Annotated in this window: 17 protein-coding genes; 10 read left to right on the top strand and 7 right to left on the bottom strand. The window is 56.0% G+C overall.

Features of this window, described 5'->3' with window-relative positions; genetic code table 11:
• Positions 1-74 precede the first annotated feature (74 nt).
• The gene (acnB, locus tag URZ40_RS18510) at positions 75-2,672 is read right to left on the bottom strand and encodes a bifunctional aconitate hydratase 2/2-methylisocitrate dehydratase (protein ID WP_316379686.1); all 2,598 of its coding nucleotides are present in this window, start codon (positions 2,670-2,672) and stop codon (positions 75-77) included.
• A gap of 684 nt (positions 2,673-3,356) precedes the next feature.
• Here acnB and URZ40_RS18505 point away from each other — a divergent pair.
• Positions 3,357-4,886 (top strand): DUF3300 domain-containing protein, encoded by a 1,530-nt coding sequence (locus URZ40_RS18505; RefSeq protein ID WP_316379687.1) that lies wholly within the window; start codon positions 3,357-3,359, stop codon positions 4,884-4,886.
• Between the two features lie 10 nt (positions 4,887-4,896).
• Positions 4,897-5,688: a DUF2950 family protein gene (locus tag URZ40_RS18500; RefSeq protein ID WP_320720968.1), complete on the top strand. Its 792-nt coding sequence runs from the start codon at positions 4,897-4,899 to the stop codon at positions 5,686-5,688.
• Positions 5,689-5,741: 53 nt separating this feature from the next.
• Here the strand turns inward: URZ40_RS18500 and lpdA are convergent, their stop codons facing one another.
• The 4 genes from lpdA to pdhR all read right to left on the bottom strand — a co-directional run bounded on the left by lpdA (position 5,742) and on the right by pdhR (position 12,803).
• Positions 5,742-7,166 (bottom strand): dihydrolipoyl dehydrogenase, encoded by a 1,425-nt coding sequence (lpdA, locus tag URZ40_RS18495; protein ID WP_023332094.1) that lies wholly within the window; start codon positions 7,164-7,166, stop codon positions 5,742-5,744.
• Between the two features lie 175 nt (positions 7,167-7,341).
• A complete protein-coding gene (aceF, locus tag URZ40_RS18490; RefSeq protein ID WP_316379688.1) occupies positions 7,342-9,237 on the bottom strand; it encodes a pyruvate dehydrogenase complex dihydrolipoyllysine-residue acetyltransferase in 1,896 nt (631 codons plus the stop codon).
• A 14-nt stretch (positions 9,238-9,251) separates the two neighbouring features.
• A complete protein-coding gene (gene aceE / locus URZ40_RS18485) occupies positions 9,252-11,915 on the bottom strand; it encodes a pyruvate dehydrogenase (acetyl-transferring), homodimeric type (RefSeq protein WP_028015529.1) in 2,664 nt (887 codons plus the stop codon).
• Positions 11,916-12,038: 123 nt separating this feature from the next.
• On the bottom strand, positions 12,039-12,803 hold the full coding sequence (gene pdhR / locus URZ40_RS18480) for a pyruvate dehydrogenase complex transcriptional repressor PdhR (protein WP_014882565.1): 765 nt from the start codon (positions 12,801-12,803) through the stop codon (positions 12,039-12,041).
• Between the two features lie 263 nt (positions 12,804-13,066).
• On the opposite strand from pdhR, the gene URZ40_RS18475 reads away from it, so the two are divergent.
• The 4 genes from URZ40_RS18475 to URZ40_RS18460 all read left to right on the top strand — a co-directional run bounded on the left by URZ40_RS18475 (position 13,067) and on the right by URZ40_RS18460 (position 17,235).
• Entirely contained in the window at positions 13,067-13,294 is a 228-nt protein-coding gene (locus URZ40_RS18475; RefSeq protein WP_116342538.1) for a hypothetical protein, read from the top strand.
• A gap of 46 nt (positions 13,295-13,340) precedes the next feature.
• Positions 13,341-14,711, top strand: coding sequence for an aromatic amino acid transporter AroP (aroP, locus tag URZ40_RS18470; protein WP_028015528.1), 1,371 nt, complete (start codon positions 13,341-13,343; stop codon positions 14,709-14,711).
• Between the two features lie 165 nt (positions 14,712-14,876).
• On the top strand, positions 14,877-16,274 hold the full coding sequence (locus URZ40_RS18465; RefSeq protein WP_116342536.1) for a glycoside-pentoside-hexuronide (GPH):cation symporter: 1,398 nt from the start codon (positions 14,877-14,879) through the stop codon (positions 16,272-16,274).
• A 10-nt stretch (positions 16,275-16,284) separates the two neighbouring features.
• Positions 16,285-17,235 (top strand): family 43 glycosylhydrolase, encoded by a 951-nt coding sequence (locus tag URZ40_RS18460; protein WP_320720967.1) that lies wholly within the window; start codon positions 16,285-16,287, stop codon positions 17,233-17,235.
• Positions 17,236-17,253: 18 nt separating this feature from the next.
• Here URZ40_RS18460 and ampE read toward each other — a convergent pair whose 3' ends face one another.
• A complete protein-coding gene (ampE, locus tag URZ40_RS18455; RefSeq protein WP_116342532.1) occupies positions 17,254-18,108 on the bottom strand; it encodes a beta-lactamase regulator AmpE in 855 nt (284 codons plus the stop codon).
• 9 nt (positions 18,109-18,117) lie between these two features.
• Positions 18,118-18,669 (bottom strand): 1,6-anhydro-N-acetylmuramyl-L-alanine amidase AmpD, encoded by a 552-nt coding sequence (gene ampD, locus URZ40_RS18450; protein ID WP_116342530.1) that lies wholly within the window; start codon positions 18,667-18,669, stop codon positions 18,118-18,120.
• An 87-nt stretch (positions 18,670-18,756) separates the two neighbouring features.
• Here ampD and nadC point away from each other — a divergent pair, with 87 nt between their 5' ends.
• From nadC to hofC, 4 genes are all read left to right on the top strand, one after another.
• Entirely contained in the window at positions 18,757-19,650 is an 894-nt protein-coding gene (nadC, locus tag URZ40_RS18445; RefSeq protein WP_320720966.1) for a carboxylating nicotinate-nucleotide diphosphorylase, read from the top strand.
• A gap of 174 nt (positions 19,651-19,824) precedes the next feature.
• Positions 19,825-20,262, top strand: a complete 438-nt coding sequence (ppdD, locus tag URZ40_RS18440) for a prepilin peptidase-dependent pilin (protein ID WP_163330323.1) — start codon at positions 19,825-19,827, stop codon at positions 20,260-20,262.
• A 10-nt stretch (positions 20,263-20,272) separates the two neighbouring features.
• On the top strand, positions 20,273-21,655 hold the full coding sequence (gspE, locus tag URZ40_RS18435) for a type II secretion system protein GspE (protein WP_320720965.1): 1,383 nt from the start codon (positions 20,273-20,275) through the stop codon (positions 21,653-21,655).
• Complete coding sequence (hofC, locus tag URZ40_RS18430) at positions 21,645-22,829, top strand: protein transport protein HofC (protein WP_320720964.1); 1,185 nt, start codon at positions 21,645-21,647, stop codon at positions 22,827-22,829. The genes gspE and hofC overlap by 11 nt, the downstream gene beginning before the upstream one ends.
• Positions 22,830-22,856: the final 27 nt, after the last annotated feature.

The raw sequence follows: 22,856 nt of genomic DNA, 5'->3' as shown, positions 1-22,856 counted from the left end.
CCTCTCCCCAAAGGGGTGAGGGGGTTATATTCCCTCTCCCCTTTGGGGAGAGGGCCAGGGTGAGGGGGCGTTTTTTATACTGCCGTCTGGAAGATAACCCCGTCGGCCTTCTCGGTGTACTGAGAGAGCTGGTCGAAGTTCAGATAGCGGTAGGTATCCACCGCCGTCTTATCCACCTGAGCCACAAAGGTCTGGTACTCTTCCGGCGTTGGCAGTTTGCCAATCAGCGCCGCAACCGCCGCCAGCTCCGCAGAGGCCAGGTAGACGTTCGCACCGGTACCTAAACGGTTCGGGAAGTTACGGGTTGAGGTGGAGACCACCGTCGCACCGTCGGCCACGCGCGCCTGGTTACCCATACACAGGGAACAGCCAGGGATTTCGATACGCGCACCGCTCTTACCAAACACGCTGTAGTAGCCCTCTTCGGTCAGCTGAGCCGCGTCCATTCGGGTTGGAGGAGCCACCCACAGACGGGTCGGCAGCTGGCCTTTGTGGGTATCCAGCAGCTTACCGGCAGCACGGAAGTGGCCGATGTTGGTCATGCAGGAGCCGATGAACACTTCGTCGATCTTATCGCCCTGCACGTCAGAGAGCAGACGCGCATCGTCCGGATCGTTCGGTGCACACAGGATAGGCTCTTTGATATCCGCCAGATCGATGTCGATCACCGCCGCGTACTCTGCGTCTGCGTCGGCTTCCAGCAACTGTGGATCCGCCAGCCATTTTTCCATGCCCTGAATACGACGCTCCAGCGTACGACGGTCGCCGTAGCCTTCCGCAATCATCCACTTCAGCAGCACGATGTTGGAGGTCAGATACTCAACGATCGGCTCTTTGTTCAGCTTGATGGTACAACCCGCCGCAGAACGCTCTGCGGAGGCATCGGTCAGCTCGAACGCCTGCTCCACTTTCAGATCCGGCAGACCTTCAATTTCCAGGATACGGCCGGAGAAGATGTTTTTCTTCCCTTTTTTCTCAACGGTCAGCAGGCCCTGTTTAATCGCATACAGCGGGATCGCGTGAACCAGGTCGCGCAGGGTGATGCCCGGCTGCATTTTACCTTTGAAGCGCACCAGCACCGACTCAGGCATGTCCAGCGGCATTACGCCGGTCGCCGCAGCAAACGCCACCAGACCGGAGCCCGCCGGGAAGGAGATACCGATTGGGAAACGGGTGTGGGAGTCACCGCCGGTACCGACGGTATCCGGCAGAAGCATGCGGTTCAGCCAGGAGTGAATCACGCCGTCACCCGGACGCAGAGAAACGCCGCCGCGGTTCATGATGAAGTCAGGCAGCGTGTGGTGCGTGGTTACGTCAACCGGCTTCGGATAGGCCGCCGTGTGGCAGAATGACTGCATTACCAGGTCAGACGAGAAGCCCAGGCACGCCAGGTCTTTCAGTTCGTCACGGGTCATTGGGCCCGTGGTGTCCTGAGAGCCCACGGAGGTCATCTTCGGCTCGCAGTACGCGCCAGGACGGATACCGGCAACGCCGCACGCGCGACCCACCATTTTCTGTGCCAGCGAGAAGCCGCGGTTGCTTTCCGCAACGTCTTTCGCGTGGCGGAAAACGTCCGAGTGCGGCAGACCCAGCGCTTCACGCGCTTTGGTGGTCAGGCCACGACCAATGATCAGCGGGATACGGCCACCGGCGCGCACTTCGTCGATCAGCACGTCAGTTTTCAGCTCGAAGCTTGCCAGCAGCTCGTTGGTCTCGTGGTCACGCACTTCGCCTTTGAACGGATAGACGTCAATCACGTCGCCCATGTTCAGATTGCTCACATCCACTTCGATCGGCAGCGCGCCCGCATCTTCCATGGTGTTGAAGAAGATTGGCGCAATTTTGCCGCCGAGGCACAGGCCGCCGCCGCGCTTGTTTGGCACGTGCGGAATGTCGTCGCCCATGAACCACAGCACGGAGTTGGTGGCGGACTTACGGGAAGAGCCAGTACCGACAACGTCACCGACATAGGCCAGCGGGAAACCTTTCTTCTGAAGCGCTTCGATCTGTTTGATCGGGCCAACAACGCCTGGCTGATCCGGCTCAATGCCTTCACGGGCGTTTTTCAGCATCGCCAGGGCGTGCAGAGGAATATCCGGGCGAGACCACGCATCCGGCGCCGGAGAGAGGTCATCGGTGTTGGTTTCACCGGTCACTTTAAAGACGGTCACGGTGATTTTTTCAGCGAGCGCTGGACGGTTCAGGAACCATTCGGCATCAGCCCAGGACTGCATCACCTGCTTCGCATAGACGTTGCCCGCTTTGGCTTTTTCTTCCACATCGTAGAAGTTATCGAACATCAGCAGCGTGGAAGAGAGCGCTTTAGCGGCAATCGGTGCCAGCTTGTCGTTATCCAGCGCGTCAATCAGCGGATGAATGTTGTAACCACCCTGCATGGTGCCAAGCAGTTCAATGGCTTTTTCAGGAGTAACCAGTGGGGAGGTGGCTTCGCCTTTGGCGATAGCAGCAAGGAATCCGGCTTTTACGTAGGCAGCTTCATCTACGCCAGGCGGTACGCGGTTGATCAGCAGATCTAACAGGAATTCTTCTTCGCCCTCAGGCGGGTTCTTCAGCAGCTCGACGAGCGCGGCCATTTGGGTTGCATCTAAAGGTTTGGGTACAATTCCCTCGGCGGCACGTTCTGCTACGTGCTTACGGTATTCTTCTAGCACGACGGTTCTCCTCGCTCTCATTGTCATATGCGGCGGGCGTTCTCTTCACGCTCCTGTGAGACAGCAGTTTGTAGGGTAAATGCCCGATACCGCGTCGGGCAGCATAGCAGGATTTCTGCACAGTGTTAATCCGTTTACAAAAAAGCAACATTAAAAAATTTGCTGAATCGTTAAGCATGGTGTAGCGGGGGGTCGAGATGAATTTTGGGTACAAAAAAACCGCCTGGTAGCGGTTATTTTGTTGCCTTGCGGTGGTAGCACACCGGGCTGGCAGATTTGCGGCAATGCACTCGGCATGAATAATGTTCCTGAGTATGCAGATCCGCAAGCACATATTTTATGTTTACGAGCTGCCATCCAGTTTCGAATGAAAAAGGATGAAACTGCATTTCACCTATTTTCAGTCCATTTCGGCTGTAATACTGTTGCCCCCGGCCTGCTTCGCTGGTGTAGCAACCAGTCACCGGGCCATGAACTAGCTGCTGGCCGCTCGCAAGAGCGGCCTTCTGAATTCCCTCCGGTTTTTCCCGCATCGCATATAATTGCGTAATAAATACTCACACTCTTTATCAGGACACACCGAACGCTTCCCAATAAAAGTCAAAAAAGTAAAAGACGTGTAATTGATACTCACGCCAACCGTAACGCCTCACGGCACAGCGCTTGTCTCATCGGAGTCATTTTATGAAGTTGCCTTTTAAGCCTCACCTGCTCGTCCTTCTGTGCAGTGCCGGGCTGTTTGCCGCCTCGGGCGTGATGTTTGTCAAAGGACGCGCAACGGAGCCCGCTGCGCCTGCCCCCGTCGCACAACAGCCGGCTGCACCGGCGCCTGCCGCAGCCCAGCCCGCTCCGGTTGTCGCGCCAACCTACACTGCCGCGCAAATCGACCAGTGGGTTGCCCCCATTGCGCTCTATCCGGATGCCCTGCTGTCGCAGATTTTAATGGCGTCAACCTATCCGTCTAACGTTATCCAGGCGGCGCAGTGGTCAAAGGACAATCCTAAAATGCAGGGTGATGCCGCCATTCAGGCGGTGGCCAATCAGCCGTGGGATCCCAGCGTGAAATCGCTGGTCGCGTTTCCTCAGCTGATGTCGCTGATGGGTGAAAATCCGCCGTGGGTACAAAATCTGGGGGATGCGTTTCTCGCGCAGCCGAAAGACGTGATGGATTCGGTGCAACGGTTGCGCCTGCTGGCGCAACAAGCGGGTGCGCTGCAATCCACGCCGCAGCAGACAGTCACCACCGTCACGAAGCCCGCACCGGCAAAAACAACATCAACAACGGCAACGGCAACGGAAACAACCAGCAATCCGACGGTCATTAAAATTGAATCCGCCGATCCGCAGGTGGTTTACGTTCCCACCTATAACCCAAATACGGTTTACGGTACATGGCCCAACACCACTTACCCGCCGGTGTATCTCCCGCCCTCCCCCGGCGAGCAATTCACCGACAGCCTGGTCAAAGGTTTGGGTTTCAGTCTCGGGGTCGCAACAACCTACGCCATCTTCAGCAATATCGACTGGGATGATGACGATGACTGGGATCATCACCATGACGACTGGGATAATCACGGCGGCTATAACCACAACGGTGATAACAACATCAATATTAACGTTGATAATTTCAACAGAATCAGCGGCCAGCATCTCACCGATATCAACCGCACATGGCAGCACAATCCGGCCTATCGTGAGGGCGTTCCCTACCCGAATAATCAGTTGGCTAACCGTTTCCACTCCACAAATACAGCCACAGGGCTAAGCGCAACGCAGCAAAAGCCGGTTAATCGCGACAGCCAGCGCCAGGCCGCGCTCAGCCAGATGGAAAAATCAACTGGAAAAACCTTCCCGCGCACCGGCACGCGGGATGCTCAGCGTCTGGCCTCGACGCAGCAGTTAGCGCAGATTTCGCAGCGCAATAACTATCGTGGGTATGACGCCAGGCCGCAGACCGTAAAACGCGCGAGTACACCGCAGCGTGAAAATCACCAGACTGCCGTGCACAGACAGGAGAAGCGGGCTTCACAGACGGTACAGCAGCCAGCCAGGCTGCATCGCGCCAATGCCCTGAGCGGCAACGACAGCCGCTCCGCCAACTGGCAGGCGCAGCAGCAGCGAGGTGCACAGAGTCGGCAGCTCGCTGCTCGCCAACAGCAATCGCGCCAGGTTTCTGGCGAACGTGTAGAACGCCGTGAATTCCGTCATCGTTAAGGGAGCCGACATGAAAAGTAAATTACTCAGTGGAATAGTATTGTTCATGGCTTCGGCGACCGTTATGGCGCAGCAATCCTTCAGTTCGCCAGAACAGGCAACCAATGCGCTGGCAAGCGCCATCAGCGAGCAAAACGAAAGTGCGATGAACAATCTGCTCGGCGAAAACTGGCGCGATTTTCTGCCGCCTGAAGGCGTTGATCCGGATGCGGTCGATCGCTTCCTGCGCGACTGGAACGTCCGTCATAACACCGTTGTCGAAGGGGATACGGCGCATCTTGTGGTCGGAAACAGCGGCTGGCAGCTTCCCATCCCGGTGATCAAAACCGCCTCCGGCTGGCAGTTTGACATCAAAGAAGGGGCCGAGGAGATCCTGACCCGCGAAATTGGGCGTAACGAGCTCGCCGCCATTGAAGCCCTGCATGCCTACGTAGATGCCCAGCAGAGCTATTTTGCGATGAACCAGAAATACGCGCAGAAGATTGTCAGCTCTGAAGGGAAAAAGGACGGTCTGTACTGGCCCGTCTCGCCCGGAGAAACGCCGAGCCCGCTTGGCCCGGCGTTCAGTCCGAAAGAGCCGGGTGCGGGTTACCACGGCTATCGCTTCCACATCCTGCCGGATAATCACGGTTTTGCGATGGTGGCCTGGCCGGTCAGCTATGGTCAGACGGGCGTAATGAGCTTTGTGATTAACCAGGACGACAAGGTGTACCAGTCCGATCTCGGCAGTGATTCAGAGCAGAAAGCCCGTGCGCTAGCCGCCTACAGCCCTGATAAAACCTGGCAGCCGGTGGCACCCTAAACACAGCGCATAAAAAAAGCGGCCATTGGCCGCTTTTTTTCATCTGAAGAAACTTATTTCTTCTTCGCTTTCGCGTTTGGCAGGTCGGTGATGCTGCCTTCAAACACTTCAGCCGCCAGGCCCACGGACTCGTGCAGAGTTGGGTGAGCGTGGATGGTCAGTGCGATGTCTTCCGCATCACAGCCCATTTCGATAGCCAGACCGATTTCACCCAGCAGCTCGCCGCCGTTGGTGCCGACAATCGCACCACCGATCACGCGGTGAGTCTCTTTGTCGAAGATCAGTTTGGTCATACCGTCAGCACAGTCGGACGCGATAGCACGGCCAGAAGCAGCCCACGGGAAGGTGGCGGTTTCGTAGCTGATGCCTTTCTCTTTCGCTTCTTTCTCGGTCAGACCGACCCATGCAACTTCTGGCTCGGTGTACGCGATAGATGGGATGACTTTCGGATCGAAGTAGTGCTTCATGCCGGCGATAACTTCAGCGGCAACGTGACCTTCGTGAACACCTTTGTGCGCCAGCATTGGCTGACCGACGATATCGCCGATAGCAAAGATGTGCGGCACGTTAGTGCGCAGCTGCTTGTCAACGCGGATGAAGCCACGGTCGTCCACTTCCACGCCAGCTTTGCCCGCATCGAGGTTTTTACCGTTCGGCACACGACCGATAGCCACCAGCACGGCGTCGTAACGCTGTGGTTCGGATGGGGCTTTTTTGCCTTCCATGGAAACGTAAATACCGTCTTCTTTCGCTTCAACGGCAGTCACTTTGGTTTCCAGCATCAGGTTGAATTTCTTGCTGATGCGTTTGGTGAAGACTTTAACGATGTCTTTGTCAGCAGCCGGGATAACCTGGTCGAACATTTCAACCACGTCAATGTCTGAACCCAGCGCATGGTACACAGTACCCATTTCCAGACCGATGATACCGCCGCCCATGACCAGCAGGCGCTTAGGAACGGTTTTCAGCTCCAGAGCATCGGTGGAATCCCACACGCGTGGATCTTCATGCGGAATGAATGGCAGTTCAATTGGGCGAGAGCCTGCCGCGATGATCGCGTTGTCGAAGTTGATCACGGTTTTGCCGTTTTCGCCTTCAACTTCCAGGGTGTTCGCACCGGTGAATTTACCCAGACCGTTTACCACTTTCACCTTACGGCCTTTGGCCATACCCGCCAGACCGCCGGTCAGCTGAGTGATAACTTTCTCTTTCCAGGTACGAATTTTGTCGATATCAGTTTTCGGCTCGCCGAAGACGATACCGTGTTCAGCCAGCGCTTTGGCTTCTTCGATAACTTTCGCTACGTGCAGCAGCGCTTTAGAAGGGATACAGCCGACGTTCAGACAAACACCGCCGAGGGTGCTGTAACGTTCTACGATGACGGTTTCCAGACCTAAATCCGCTGCGCGGAATGCTGCGGAGTAACCTGCTGGGCCTGCCCCAAGTACTACGACCTGAGTTTTGATTTCTGTGCTCATCATGACCTCTTAATTTATACCCGTCGTCCACCGGGTCGTTCTATCCGCCCGTATTTTACAAAATTGTTAACAATTTTGAAACAACAAACGGCTCACGAATTATCGCTTTCACCCATAACCTCATAAACCCCATGAGGTTATCAGAAAAAAGCCGGCCGAGCGGCCGGCTTTTCGATTACATCACCAGGCGGCGAATGTCGCTCAGGGTGTTGTTGATGATGGTGATGAAACGTGCACCATCAGCACCGTCGATCACGCGGTGGTCGAAGGACAGAGAGATTGGCATCATCAGACGCGGCACGAACTCTTTGCCGTTCCACACCGGCTCCATCGCGGACTTGGACACACCGAGGATAGCCACTTCCGGCGCGTTAACAATCGGCGCGAAGTGGGTGGTACCCAGGCCGCCGATGCTGGAGATAGTGAAGCAGCCGCCCTGCATTTCGCCGGCAGTCAGCTTACCATCACGCGCTTTTTTGGAGATGGTGGTCAGTTCACGGGACAGCTCAGTAATGCTCTTCTTGTTCACGTCTTTGAAGACCGGAACAACCAGACCATTTGGCGTATCAACCGCAACACCGATGTTGATGTATTTCTTCAGCGTCAGCTTCTGACCATCTTCGGACAGGGAGCTGTTAAAGCGTGGCATCTGCTCAAGGGCAGCGGCAACGGCTTTCATGATGAAGACCACTGGGGTGAATTTCACGTCCAGCTTACGCTTCTCAGCTTCGGCGTTCTGCTGTTTACGGAACGCTTCCAGATCGGTGATATCGGTTTTGTCGAAGTGCGTAACGTGCGGGATCATCACCCAGTTACGGCTCAGGTTCGCACCAGAGATTTTCTGAATGCGGCCCAGCTCCACTTCTTCGATTTCGCCGAACTTGCTGAAGTCCACTTTCGGCCATGGCAGCATGCCCGGGATACCGCCGCCAGCGGCTGCAGCTGGTGCAGCTTCGGCGCGTTTCACCGCGTCTTTCACGTAGGTCTGCACGTCTTCGCGCAGGATACGACCCTTACGGCCGGTTCCTTTCACTTTCGCCAGGTTCACGCCGAACTCGCGCGCCAGGCGGCGAATCAGCGGGGTAGCGTGGACGTAAGCGTCGTTTTCAGCGAACTCAGATTTTTCTGCTTTAGCAGCAGGAGCAGCTGCGGGTTTAGCAGCCTGAGCCGGTGCAGCAGCCGGTGCTGGAGCAGCCGCGGCAGCTGGAGCTGCTGCAGGCGCAGCGCCTTCCACTTCGAAGACCATGATCAGAGAGCCGGTAGACACTTTGTCGCCGGTGCTGATTTTGATCTCTTTAACGGTACCGGCGAACGGCGCAGGGACTTCCATAGAAGCCTTGTCGCCTTCAACGGTGATCAGTGACTGTTCAGCGGCAACTTTGTCGCCCACTTTTACCATCACTTCGGTCACTTCAACTTCGTCACCGCCGATGTCCGGTACGTTAACGTCTTTCGCGCCGCCAGCAGCCGCTGGTGCAGCCGCCGGAGCCGGAGCAGCAGCCTGTGCAGGCGCGGCAGAAGGTGCAGCACCCGCCACTTCGAAGACCATAATCAGGGAGCCGGTAGACACTTTATCACCGGTGTTGATCTTGATCTCTTTAACGGTACCGGCGAACGGCGCCGGCACTTCCATAGAGGCTTTATCGCCTTCTACGGTGATCAGTGACTGCTCGGCCGCAACGGTATCGCCCACTTTTACCAGGATCTCAGTGACTTCAACTTCGTCACCGCCGATGTCAGGCACGTTCACTTCTTTCGCGCTCGCGGCAGCTGCTGGAGCAGCGGCGGCCGGAGCGGCTTTCTTCTCTTCCTGCGCAGGTGCAGCAGCTGCTGCACCGTCGGCGGAATCGAAAATCATGATCAGTTTGCCGGTCTCGGTTTTATCGCCAACAGAGACTTTGATCTCTTTAACGATGCCAGCCTGAGGAGACGGGACTTCCATAGAGGCTTTGTCGCCTTCTACGGTGATCAGCGACTGTTCAGCTTCAACTTTGTCGCCAACTTTGACCAGGATCTCGGTGATTTCAACTTCATCAGCCCCGATGTCCGGTACATTGATTTCGATAGCCATTATTCTTTTACCTCTTACGCCAGACGCGGGTTAACTTTTTCTGCATCGATGTTGAATTTGGTAATTGCGTCCGCAACCACTTTCTTATCGATTTCGCCACGTTTAGCCAGTTCGCCCAGTGCTGCTACAACCACGTAAGAAGCATCAACTTCGAAGTGGTGACGCAGGTTTTCGCGGCTGTCAGAACGACCGAAGCCGTCAGTACCCAGTACGCGATAATCATCAGCCGGAACGTAAGTACGAACCTGCTCAGCGAACAGTTTCATGTAGTCAGTAGATGCCACCGCTGGCGCGTCGTTCATCACCTGAGCGATGTACGGAACGCGTGGGGTTTCCATTGGGTGCAGCATGTTCCAGCGCTCACAATCCTGGCCATCACGCGCCAGTTCAGTGAAGGAAGTTACAGAGTACACGTCGGAACCCACGCCGTAGTCTTTCGCCAGGATCTGCGCTGCTTCACGCACGTGACGCAGGATAGAGCCGGAGCCCAGCAGCTGAACTTTACCTTTGCTACCTTCGATGGTTTCGAGTTTGTAGATACCTTTACGGATCCCTTCCTCGGCACCTGCTGGCATTGCCGGCATGTGGTAGTTTTCGTTCAGGGTGGTGATGTAGTAGTAAATGTTCTCTTGCGCTTCACCGTACATGCGCTGCAGACCGTCATGCATGATGACTGCCACTTCGTACGCGTAAGACGGATCGTAAGAGATACAGTTAGGGATAGTCAGAGACTGAATGTGGCTGTGGCCATCTTCGTGCTGCAGACCTTCACCGTTCAGGGTCGTACGACCGGAAGTACCACCGATCAGGAAGCCGCGAGCCTGCTGGTCGCCTGCCTGCCAGCACAGGTCACCGATACGCTGGAACCCGAACATGGAGTAGTAAATGTAGAACGGGATCATCGGCAGGTTGTTGGTGCTGTAAGAAGTCGCAGCAGCCAGCCAGGATGCGCCTGCGCCCAGCTCGTTGATACCTTCCTGCAGGATCTGACCTTTCTCGTCTTCTTTGTAGTAAGCAACCTGCTCACGGTCCTGCGGGGTGTACTGCTGGCCGTTCGGGCTGTAGATACCGATCTGACGGAACAGACCTTCCATACCGAAAGTACGCGCTTCGTCGGCGATGATTGGAACCAGACGATCTTTGATCGACTTGTTCTTCAGCATCACGTTCAGGGCACGAACGAAAGCGATGGTGGTAGAGATCTCTTTGTTCTGCTCTTCCAGCAGTTGAGAGAAGTCTTCCAGCGCCGGCAGTTCCAGCTTCTCGGTGAAGTTAGGCTGACGAGCAGGCAGGTAGCCTTTCAGCGCCTGACGACGTTCGTGCAGATACTTGTGCTCTTCTGAACCTTCCGGGAAGGTGATGTAAGACAGGTTTTCTACCTGCTCATCGGTCACTGGAACGTTGAAACGGTCGCGGATGTAACGCACGCCGTCCATGTTCATTTTCTTAACCTGGTGAGCGATGTTTTTACCTTCTGCGGTATCACCCATGCCGTAACCTTTAATGGTGTGGGCCAGGATTACAGTCGCTTTACCTTTGGTTTCGCGCGCTTTTTTCAGTGCAGCGTAGATTTTCTTCGGATCGTGACCACCGCGGTTCAGCGCCCAGATCTGCTCATCAGTCCAGTCTGCAACCAGTGCGGCGGTTTCAGGATATTTGCCGAAGAAGTGCTCACGCACGTAGGCACCGTCTTTGGATTTGAAGGTCTGGTAGTCGCCGTCAACGGTTTCGTTCATCAGCTGGATCAGTTTACCGCTGGTATCTTTACGCAGCAGTTCGTCCCAACGGGAACCCCACATCACTTTAATCACGTTCCAGCCAGCACCTGCGAAGATGCCTTCCAGTTCGTTGATGATCTTGCCGTTACCGGTTACCGGACCATCCAGACGCTGCAGGTTACAGTTGATGATGAAGCACAGGTTGTCCAGCTTCTCACGGGTTGCGATGGTGATCGCACCTTTGGATTCTGGCTCATCCATTTCGCCATCGCCAAGGAAGGCGTAAACGGTCTGCTCGGAGGTGTCTTTCAGACCACGGTGTTCCAGGTACTTCAGGAATTTAGCCTGGTAGATCGCACCGATTGGACCCAGACCCATAGATACGGTAGGGAACTGCCAGAATTCAGGCATCAGTTTAGGGTGCGGGTAAGAAGACAGACCTTTACCGTGAACTTCCTGACGGAAGTTGTTCATCTGCTCTTCGGTCAGACGACCTTCCAGGAATGCACGTGCATAGATGCCCGGAGAGATGTGGCCCTGGAAGTACACCAGATCGCCGCCGTCTTTCTCGTTCGCTGCACGGAAGAAGTGGTTGAAGCACACTTCGTAAACGGTTGCAGAAGACTGGAAGGACGCCATGTGGCCACCCAGCTCCAGGTCTTTCTTGGATGCGCGCAGAACGGTCATGATGGCGTTCCAGCGGATTGCAGAACGGATACGACGTTCCAGATCCAGATTGCCCGGGTATTCCGGTTCGTCTTCAACGGCAATCGTGTTTACGTAGTTGCTAGCCCCTGCACCTGAAGCAACCTTCACGCCGCCTTTGCGGGCTTCAGAAAGCAGCTGATCAATCAGATACTGAGCGCGCTCAACACCTTCTTCACGGATGACCGATTCGATCGCCTGTAGCCAGTCGCGAGTTTCGATCGGATCCACGTCATTTTGGAGACGTTCTGACATGGGGGTATTCCTTATCTATCTAATACGTTGATTTGTCTGGAACCTGTCCCATTGTATTTTCGTCAGAAAACACAATAAGACAGGTTCTGCGTTTAGTTGCCGCGCTCTAAAAGTACCTGGCGCTTAATCCTTTCGTTGCTGTATGCGGCGTAATGAACGTTCGCGACGCGATTGTTCACGGCTGCGGTCCAGCAAGATTTCCTCAATGAAAGCCAGGTGACGGTGCGACGCTTCGCGCGCCTGCTCCGGCTCCCCGGCCATTATCGCCTCGAATATTCGGGTGCGATGGTTGCTTACCAGTGGGAGCATCTCCCGACGGGCATACAACAATTCAAAATTCTGACGAACGTTCTGGGCCAGCATCGGCTCCATGCAGCGTAGCAGATGGAGGAGCACCACGTTGTGTGCCGCTTCGGTGACGGCGATTTGATACTGGACGACGGCGCTGGACTCGGCGTCTAAATCGCCGGACTGCTGTGCCCGTTCAATGGCCTGATGCAGTTCGCGGATACGCACGCGATCTTCATCAGTGCTGCGAAGGGCGGCGTAATAGGCCGCAATACCTTCCAGCGCGTGACGGGTCTCAAGCAGATCAAACTGGGATTCTGGGTGGTCAGAGAGAAGTTCTACCAGCGGATCGCTGAAGCTCTGCCACAGGCTGTTTTGCACAAAGGTTCCGCCGCCCTGGCGACGAAGCAGCAAGCCCTTTGCTTCGAGGCGTTGAATCGCCTCACGCAGAGAGGGGCGTGAAACGTCGAACTGTTTTGCCAGCTCGCGTTCTGGCGGAAGTTTCTCACCCGGGCGCAGAGTCCCTTCGAGGATTAAAAACTCCAGCTGCTGCTCAATCACATCAGATAGTTTTGGTTGGCGAATTTTGCTGTAGGCCATATTCCCTGTCTTACGCCTTTTTGCCCGGAGTCAATTGGTCTTACCAGTTTCTGGTTCGTATCGCTAAAGTAACAAAGTATTCACCTTCTGTCCATATTGGTTTTGATTGAAATCAGTAAACCCTGCACATTTTAACAACCTTACAGAAATAACGTTTCAGAAATGTAACTTTGCACAAATGAGTTGATTACTCCCAAAGAGGGAGTTTTAACCATAATGAAACGAGGGTTTTTGCAATCTGAAGCGATTCAACAGGGCAAATAATGAAAATTCGTCCACTTAATAAGCATTTCTATTCTATAGGTTGGGTTAGGAAGAATAAGCGGGCCGATTTACAAATGCTTTCTTTTTATTCAAGTCGTCAGCATCCCTTCATAAAGCAGGTGCATTCGCAGGCGCTTACCACTATTCTGGCGCGTACGGAAGTCATCACCGCTTTTTTCGGTTTGTTTAACCGTAAAGAAATAAATACAGAATATGGACTTTCATAATTACACACGCTCAGCGTGAACATAACAACCACACACGAGGTTTCAAATGGAAGCTCAACAGCACGGCGATCAGCTAAAGCGCGGGCTTAAAAACCGCCATATACAGCTCATCGCACTGGGCGGTGCGATTGGTACCGGCCTGTTTCTGGGCAGCGCATCCGTTATCCAGTCAGCCGGTCCCGGCATTATTTTGGGTTACGCGATTGCCGGTTTTATTGCCTTTCTGATTATGCGCCAGCTGGGAGAAATGGTCGTTGAAGAGCCGGTAGCAGGCTCATTCAGCCATTTTGCCTATAAATACTGGGGCAGCTTCGCGGGTTTTGCCTCCGGCTGGAACTACTGGGTGCTGTACGTTCTGGTTGCAATGGCAGAACTGACCGCCGTCGGGAAGTACATTCAGTTCTGGTACCCCGAGATCCCCACCTGGGCCTCCGCAGCGGCATTCTTCGTGATTATCAACGCCATTAACCTGACCAACGTGAAAGTGTTCGGCGAGATGGAGTTCTGGTTTGCCATCATCAAAGTGATTGCCGTTGTGGCGATGATCATCTTTGGCGGCTGGCTGCTGTTCAGCGGCAACGGCGGCCCGCAGGCTACCGTGCGTAATCTCTGGGAACAGGGCGGCTTCCTGCCTCACGGCATGACCGGTCTGGTGATGATGATGGCGATCATTATGTTCTCCTTCGGCGGCCTGGAGCTGGTGGGCATCACCGCCGCAGAAGCCGACAATCCGGAGCAGAGCATTCCGAAAGCCACTAACCAGGTTATCTACCGCATCCTGATCTTCTATGTGGGCTCGCTGGCCGTGCTGCTCTCCCTGTTGCCGTGGACGCGCGTGACCGCTGACACCAGCCCGTTTGTTCTCATCTTCCATGAGCTGGGCGACACCTTCGTCGCAAACGCCCTTAACATCGTGGTGCTGACTGCAGCGCTCTCCGTTTACAACAGCTGCGTATACTGCAACAGCCGCATGCTGTTCGGCCTTGCCCAGCAGGGCAACGCGCCTAAGATGCTGCTCAACGTTGATAAACGCGGCGTGCCGGTCAATACCATCATTGTTTCAGCCATCGTGACCGCGCTGTGCGTGCTGATTAACTATATGGCACCGGAATCGGCGTTTGGCCTGCTGATGGCGCTGGTGGTCTCTGCGCTGGTCATCAACTGGGCAATGATCAGCCTGGCGCATATGAAGTTCCGCCGCGCGAAGCAGCAGCAGGGCGTCACTACGCGCTTCCCTGCCCTGCTGTATCCGCTGGGTAACTGGATCTGCCTGCTGTTTATGGCGGCCGTGCTGGTGATCATGCTGATCACGCCGGGTATGGCGATTTCCGTCTACCTGATCCCGGTCTGGATTGCGATCCTTGGCGTTGGCTATCTCTTCAGCCAGAAAAGCCGTAATGCCATGAAGGCGCACTAAGCCTCCCACCGCGGCACCTTGCTTTTGCGGGTGCCGCGCGTTGTTACCTCCCTCACACTTTCACGCCCATAGCGCATTTATCCATATCACCGCCCTGATACTGCAACGCATATATTCCTTTGCCAGCAAATAATTCTCTCCATACCGTAAACCGGAGAGCTGTCGATGGATAACAACAAACTGTCAGTAAAAGAAAAGATCGGCTATGGGATGGGCGACGCGGGATGCAACATTATCTTCGGCGCCATCATGTTGTTTGTTAACTATTTCTACACGGATATTTTTGGCCTGGCGCCTGCGCTGGTCGGCGTACTGCTGCTTTCCGTCCGCGTGATTGACGCCGTAACGGACCCGATCATGGGGGCGATTGCCGACCGTACCCGCAGTAAATATGGCCGGTTTCGTCCATGGCTGCTGTGGATTGCCTTCCCCTACGCGCTGTTCAGCATCCTGATGTTCACCACCCCGGAATGGAGCTATAACAGCAAAGTTATCTATGCGTTTGTCACCTACTTCCTGTTGTCTCTCACCTATACCGCCATCAACATCCCCTACTGCTCGTTAGGTGGGGTAATCACCAACGATCCAAAAGAGCGCGTGGCCTGCCAGTCGTATCGCTTCGTGCTGGTCGGCATCGCCACGCTGCTGCTCTCATTAACGCTGCTGCCGATGGCCGACTGGTTTGGCGGGGATAACAAAGCCAAGGGCTACCAGATGGCAATGACCGTCCTGGCGCTGACAGGTACCTGTATGTTCCTGTTCTGCTTCGCCACCGTGCGCGAGCGCGTACGCCCGGCGGTACAGACCAACGACGAGCTGAAAAATGACCTGAAAGACGTGTGGAAGAACGACCAGTGGGTACGCATTCTGCTGCTGACGCTGTGCAACGTCTGCCCGGGCTTTATCCGCATGGCGGCGACCATGTATTACGTCACCTGGGTGATGGGCCAGAGCACCCATTTCGCCACCCTGTTTATCAGCCTGGGCGTTGTCGGCATGATGCTCGGCAGCGTGCTGGCAAAAGTGCTGACTGACCGCTGGTGCAAGCTGAAGGTCTTCTTCTGGACCAACATCGTGCTGGCGATTTTCTCCTGCGCCTTCTACTTCTTCGACCCGAAAGCCACCGTCACCATTGTGGTGCTCTACGTCCTGCTGAACATCCTGCACCAGATCCCGTCTCCGCTGCACTGGTCGCTGATGGCCGACGTGGACGACTACGGCGAGTGGAAGACCGGGAAACGCATCACCGGGATCAGCTTCTCCGGCAACATCTTCTTCCTGAAGCTGGGCCTTGCGATTGCCGGTGCGATGGTCGGCTTCCTGCTCTCCTGGTACGGTTATGACGCGGGCGCGAAAGCACAGAGCGCGGACGCCATTAACGGGATCGTGCTGCTCTTTACCGTTATTCCCGGCATTGGATACTTAATTACCGCGGGCGTGGTACGTCTGCTGAAGGTGGATCGCGAAACCATGAAGCAGATTCAGGCCGATCTGGAGAAGCGCCGCACCAACTACCGCGAGCTGAACGACTATCAGGAACTTAAAGCCGCTGAGACTAAATAAGGAAAGCCGAATGCAAACCTGGCCAAATCCGTTTATCGAACAACGCGCCGACCCGTACATTTTACGCCATGAGGGGCAGTACTATTTTATCGCCTCCGTGCCGGAGTACGACAGGCTGGCGATCCGCCGCGCAGACTCGCTGGAAGGGCTACGCGACGCTGAAGAGGTGGTAGTCTGGCGCAAACCCGACACCGGCCCGATGAGCCAGCTAATCTGGGCGCCCGAACTGCACCACGTCGACGGCAAGTGGTACATCTATTTTGCCGCGACGCACACCCAGGCGCTCGACGCGCTCGGGATGTTCCAGCACCGCATGTTCGCCATTGAATGTGCTGACGGCGATCCGCTCACCGGTACGTGGACGGAAAAAGGTCAGATAAAAACGCAGTTCGACACCTTCGCCCTGGACGCCACTACCTTTGTTCATCAGGGGAAACGCTGGTATTTATGGGCGCAGAAAGCGCCGAATATCACCGGCAACTCCAATCTTTATCTGTGCGAAATGGAGAATCCGTGGACGCTGAAAGGCGAGCCGGTGATGCTCAGCAAACCGGAATACGACTGGGAATGCCGCGGTTTCTGGGTCAACGAAGGCCCTGCGGTGCTGTTCCATGACGATAAGCTGTTTATCAGCTACTCTGCCAGCGCCACCGATGAGAACTACTGCATGGGATTACTGTGGATAGATATGAACGCCGATCCGCAAAACCCGGCAAACTGGCACAAATCCCCTCGCCCTGTTTTCGTCACCAGCTTTGAGAACCGCCAGTACGGGCCAGGACACAACAGCTTTACGCAAACGCCGGAAGGGGAAGATGTACTGGTGTATCACGCGCGTAATTACACCGAAATTGAGGGCGATCCGCTGTACGATCCGAACCGTCATACCCGCCTGAAGCTTGTCCGCAGGGACGAAAACGGGATGCCTGATTTCGGCATCCCGCCTGCGGATACGCTGTAGCGTTTGCGGCGCGCTGGGTTACACCAGCGTGCCGTAAATGGTCAGCAGCGCCACAATCACGACCACCGCAAACGACGTTTTCTTCGCCATTGAAACGGCCGCTTTTGGCGTTTCAATCTTGTCGGTATGCGGCTCACGCGCCAGCGAGAACTGCGCCAGGCGCGTTAACACCTGGTACTGCGACGTATGGCGGTCGCCAAGAGAAGCGAACCATGCGGGCAGCGCTTTTTCACCGTGGCCAATTAACGCGTACACCACGCCCACCAGGCGCACCGGAAGCCAGTCGAGCACGTGCAGGATGGCATCAATGCCGGACAGCAAACGCTCATGCGGCGTCAGATAACGGGCAAGCCAGGTCTGCCAGGCGCGCAGAAACGCATAGCCCATCAGCAGTACCGGCCCCCACGGGCCGCCCACCACAAACCAGAACAGTGGTGCCAGGTAGTAGCGGAAGTTAATCCACAGCAGCGCGTTTTGCAGCTCGCGCAGGAACTCGCGCTCGTCGCAGTCCGGCGGCACGCCGTGGATCATCGTCAGCTCGCTCGCCATCGCGCCGCGCGCGTGGGCATCGTCACGGGAGGCAGCTTTCAGGTAGGCATGATAGTGCAAGCGCACCTTGCCCGCACCAATACACAGCACGCCGAGCAGGATCCACACCACCAGCAGCGGCACGTTGAAAAACAGTCCGTACAGCGAGCGCAGAAGCAGGAAGGTAATCGCCATCACGCCCGCCATCATCAGCAGCGTGCGCAGCATGGAAAAGTGCTTGATGCGGCGGAATAACACTTCCAGCCGATGATCCAGTTGCCAGTGTTCGCCGAGCTTGAACAGGCGTTCAGCGATGATAACCAGCAGCATGGTAAACAACGTCATGGTATCTCCTTATTCTGACGACGCGGCAAGCATGGCGCGAAACCGTGACCAGTCAAATGCCGGGCCGGGATCGGTTTTTCTCGCCGGAGCGATATCGCTGTGCCCGGTAATATTGTCGGCGATTGCCGGGTAGAGTCCGATAAGCGTGTGGGTAATAGCAACCAGCTGCTGATACTGAGCATCGGTGTAGGGGGTCGTGTCCGTGCCTTCCAGCTCGATCCCTATTGAGAAATCGTTGCACCGTTCGCGCCCGTGATACATCGACACACCGGCATGCCAGGCACGCTTATCAAAAGGAACATACTGAACCACCTCACCATCACGGCGAATCAGGCAGTGAGCCGACACGCGCAAATGCGCAATCTCAGCGAAGAAAGGATGGGCATTGGGATCTATCGTTCCCGTGAATAACGCATCGATCCACGGGCCGCCAAACTCACCCGGCGGGAGGCTAATATTATGAACCACCAGCAGTGTGGGCTTTTCATCCTCCGGGCGGCAGTCGTGGTGCGGCGAGGGCACATGCCGCGCATCCACCAGCCATCCGTTTTCTAACAACATGCTGGAACTCCTTCTGTATGGTGCAATGACTCGGTTCAGAGTAGCATGTTTCAATATTATGATTCGTTACCAATTTGGAGTTTTATCATGCCGCCTCGCCGCTACAACCCCGACCACCGACGTGAAGCGCTTCTGGAACGTATTAATATGGATATTCCGGCAAGCGTCGCCCATGCGTTGAAAGAAGACCTGGGGGGTGACGTTAACGCCGATAAAGACATTACCGCACAATTGTTGCCAAAAGAGACACGCTCGCACGCGGTCATTATCACCCGTGAGGAGGGCGTTTTTTGCGGCAAGCGTTGGGTTGAAGAGGTCTTTACTCAGCTGGCGGGCGACGATGTGCAGGTGACATGGCACGTTGAAGATGGTGATGCGGTGACCGCCAATCAGCCACTCTTCGAGCTGGACGGGCCATCCCGCGTATTGCTGACCGGCGAGCGTACCGCGCTCAATTTTGTCCAAACGCTCTCTGGCGTCGCCAGTGAAGCTCGCCGCTACGTTGACCTGCTGGCCGGCACCCGAACCCAGCTGCTGGATACCCGCAAAACGCTGCCAGGTCTGCGCACCGCCCTGAAGTATGCGGTACTGTGCGGCGGCGGCGCAAACCATCGTCTCGGTTTATCCGATGCCTTCCTGATTAAAGAGAACCACATAATTGCTTCTGGCTCCGTACGTCAGGCGGTGGAGAAAGCCTTCTGGCTGCACCCGGATGTGCCGGTTGAGGTGGAAGTTGAAAGCCTGGAAGAGCTGGAGCAGGCGATTAAGGCCGGGGCCGATATCATCATGCTCGATAACTTCGAGACGGAGCAGATGCGCGAGGCGGTGAAACTGACCAACGGCCGGGCCCAGCTTGAAGTCTCCGGAAACGTCACTTTCGACACGATCCGTGAGTTCGCTGAAACCGGCGTGGATTACATCTCCGTCGGCGCGCTGACCAAGCACGTTCGCGCCCTCGACCTCTCAATGCGCTTCAAATAACGCGCGCTCCCCTCTCTGCCCGGAGGGGGGAATTTCAGCTCTGCTCGCAAATCCATTGTCTCTTCCTGCAACACGGAATGAATTCTCTGAAGCCTCTTTCCCGTTCCCTTATTTGCCCCTCGTTTCTGCCCTGTCCCGCTGACAAAGTAGCGCCACTTTGCATAAGGAGCAGATATGGACAGACAACAAGGATTCACGCTCATTGAGCTGATGGTGGTTATTGGCATTATTGCGATTCTGAGCGCCATCGGCGTTCCCGCCTATCAGAACTACCTGCGTAAAGCAGCCCTCACCGATATGCTGCAAACTTTCGTGCCTTACCGTACCGCCATTGAGCTTTGCGCGCTCGATCGCGGCGGCGTGGAAAGCTGCGATGCCGGCAGTAACGGTATTCCCTCTCCTGCCACGACGCGTTACGTTTCAGGAATGAGCGTAGCGAAAGGGGTCGTGGCCTTAACGGGCCAGGAAAGCCTGAACGGGCTGACGGTAACCATGACGCCACAGTGGAACAACGGCAACGGTATGACGGGCTGGACGCGTGACTGCAACATCAGTGCTGACAGCGCGCTTAAGCAGGCCTGCGAAGACGTCTTCCGCTTCGACACTCACTGAGGAGCGGATAATGAACACCGATCAACTCGTGGCACTTTGTCTTCGCCACCATGCGCTGCTGCTCACCAGCGACAGCGACATGATTAGCATCGCCGTCGTGGGAAACCCCGCGCCTGAACTGATGGAGGCCCTGCGCTTCGCGACCCAGAAGCGGATTGATATCGAATGCTGGAGCGCTGAACGCATGGAAAAGCACCGGCAGTTAACCGCGCAATCGCATCTGCCTGTCGTTTCACAACCCCACTCCGCGGTGGATATCCTCAACCACACGCTGCAGCAGGCAATAAACCAGCGCGCGTCTGACATCCATATCGAACCGATGGAACACGCGTGCCAGATCCGCTTGCGTATCGACGGGGTACTTTACCCGCAGCCTCCCCTTTCCGCCGCGCTGACGACGATGCTCAGCGCCCGGTTAAAAGTGCTGGGTAATCTGGATATTGCAGAACGCCGCTTACCGCAGGACGGTCAGTTTACGATTGAGCTGACAAACGAGCCAGTCTCGTTTCGTATCTCCACGCTTCCCTGCAGCGGCGGGGAAAAGATTGTGCTGCGCCTGCTGCACCAGGTTCAGCAGGCGCTGGAACCGAGCGCGCTTGGCATGAGCGCTAAACAGCTGGCCTGTTTTAATGAGGTACTCCACCAGCCTCAGGGGCTAATTCTGGTCACCGGCCCGACGGGCAGCGGCAAAACCGTAACGCTCTACAGCGCGCTGCAGGCGCGTAACACCCCTGACGTCAACATCTGCAGCGTTGAGGATCCCATTGAGATCCCGCTTGTAGGGTTAAATCAGACTCAGATTAACCCCCGCGCGGGCTTAACATTCCAGAGCGTACTGAGGGCGCTGCTCCGTCAGGATCCGGACATCATTATGGTTGGGGAAATTCGTGATGGTGAAACGGCAGAAATTGCCATCAAAGCCGCACAGACCGGACACCTGGTGCTGTCGACGCTGCACACCAACTCGACGATGGAAACCCTCATTCGTCTGGAGCAGATGGGCATTGCACGCTGGATGATCTCTTCCGCGCTCTCGATGGTGATTGCCCAGCGGCTGGTTCGACGCCTTTGCCCGCACTGCCGACAGAAAACAGGGGAGCATACGGACTTACCGCGCTCGGCCTGGACGCGGCAACTTCCTCGCTGGCAGCCCGCAGGCTGCGATCGTTGTTATCACGGTTTTTACGGCCGCGTGGCCATTTTTGAAGCGCTTGCGATCGATAATCCCCTGCGCCAGGCGATTGCCAGCGGGGCAGGCATTGAGGTGATAGAAGCCAGTGCACGGCAGGCGGGACTCATCTCGCTGTTTGAACACGGCTGCATGGCCGTCGAGCAAGGGCTCACTACGCTTGAAGAGTTAGTGCGTGTTCTGGGAATGCCCGATGGCCGTTAATCAACTCTGGCGCTGGCGAGCAATCTCCGCTGAAGGAGAACCCCGAAGCGGGGTTCTCTGGGCCACAGACCGCAGCGCGGCCTTCACCAGGCTGATGCGTAACGACCTCCATCCCCTGGCCCTGACCCGATGCGCTCAAAGACACCGCTGGCGTCCACATCACTGCTACGAGATGTTTCGTCAGCTCGCAACGCTTCTGCAGGCCGGCCTGACGCTCGCACATAGTCTGCAAATGCTGGCAGACCAGCATCCAGTAGAACCGTGGCGGGGGCTACTGCAAAGCGTTGCCGATGAACTCAGCGAAGGGCGTCCTTTTTCTGAGGCGCTTAAACGGTGGCCAGCAGTCTTTAGCCCACTGCATATCTCAATGGTGAAAACCGGAGAGCTAACAGGGAAGCTTGAAGCGTGCTGCCGGGAGCTTGCAGAGCAGCAAAAAGCGCAGCAGCAACTCAACGCGAAAGTGAAAAAAGCGCTGCGCTACCCGGCGATCGTCCTGACGCTGGCGGTGCTCGTCGTGCTGGCAATGGTCACCCTGGTTTTGCCCGAGTTTGCCGCGATTTACAAAACGTTTAACACCCCGCTTCCGGCACTGACGCGAATAGTGATGGGGATAGCCGCGTTTATGCAGTCATATGCCCTCGTGCTGTTCGCGATGCTACTTGTTCCCGTAACCGCTGCCTGGGCTCTGCGTCACCATCCTCGCTGGCAGCGTATTCTGCTGAGTTTTCCCGTAATGGGAGCGCTGGCGAAAGGGCAAAAGCTGGGGCAGATCTTCACCGTGCTGTCACTTACGCAGCAGGCGGGCATTGCCTTCTTACAGGGTCTTGAGAGCGCAGAAGAGACCGCTGAAAGCCGGTACTGGCAAGGGATACTCAGCAGCATAAGGGAGGACATCGAAAAAGGTCTCCCCGTCTGGTCTTCCTTCCAGAAAGCGGCGATGTTTACCCCGCTCTGCATCCAGCTCTTACGAACCGGCGAGATGTCAGGTTCGCTGGACGTCATGCTGGCAAACCTTGCCCGCCATCACACGGAACAGACCTTTCAACGGGCAGACAACCTGGCGGCGCTTCTGGAGCCGCTGCTGCTGGTTGTTACTGGAGTCATCATCGGCACGCTGGTGGTGGCAATGTATCTGCCGATTTTCCATCTGGGAGATGCGATGAGCGCGGGGTAGTGCAACAGCGCTGGCGCACGGGCATGC

This window comes from Enterobacter sp. 296B2, from assembly GCF_034106185.1.
In the GTDB taxonomy this organism is placed as follows: Bacteria; Pseudomonadota; Gammaproteobacteria; order Enterobacterales; family Enterobacteriaceae; genus Enterobacter; species Enterobacter cloacae_N.
This window is presented reverse-complemented; position numbering and strand designations above follow the sequence as displayed.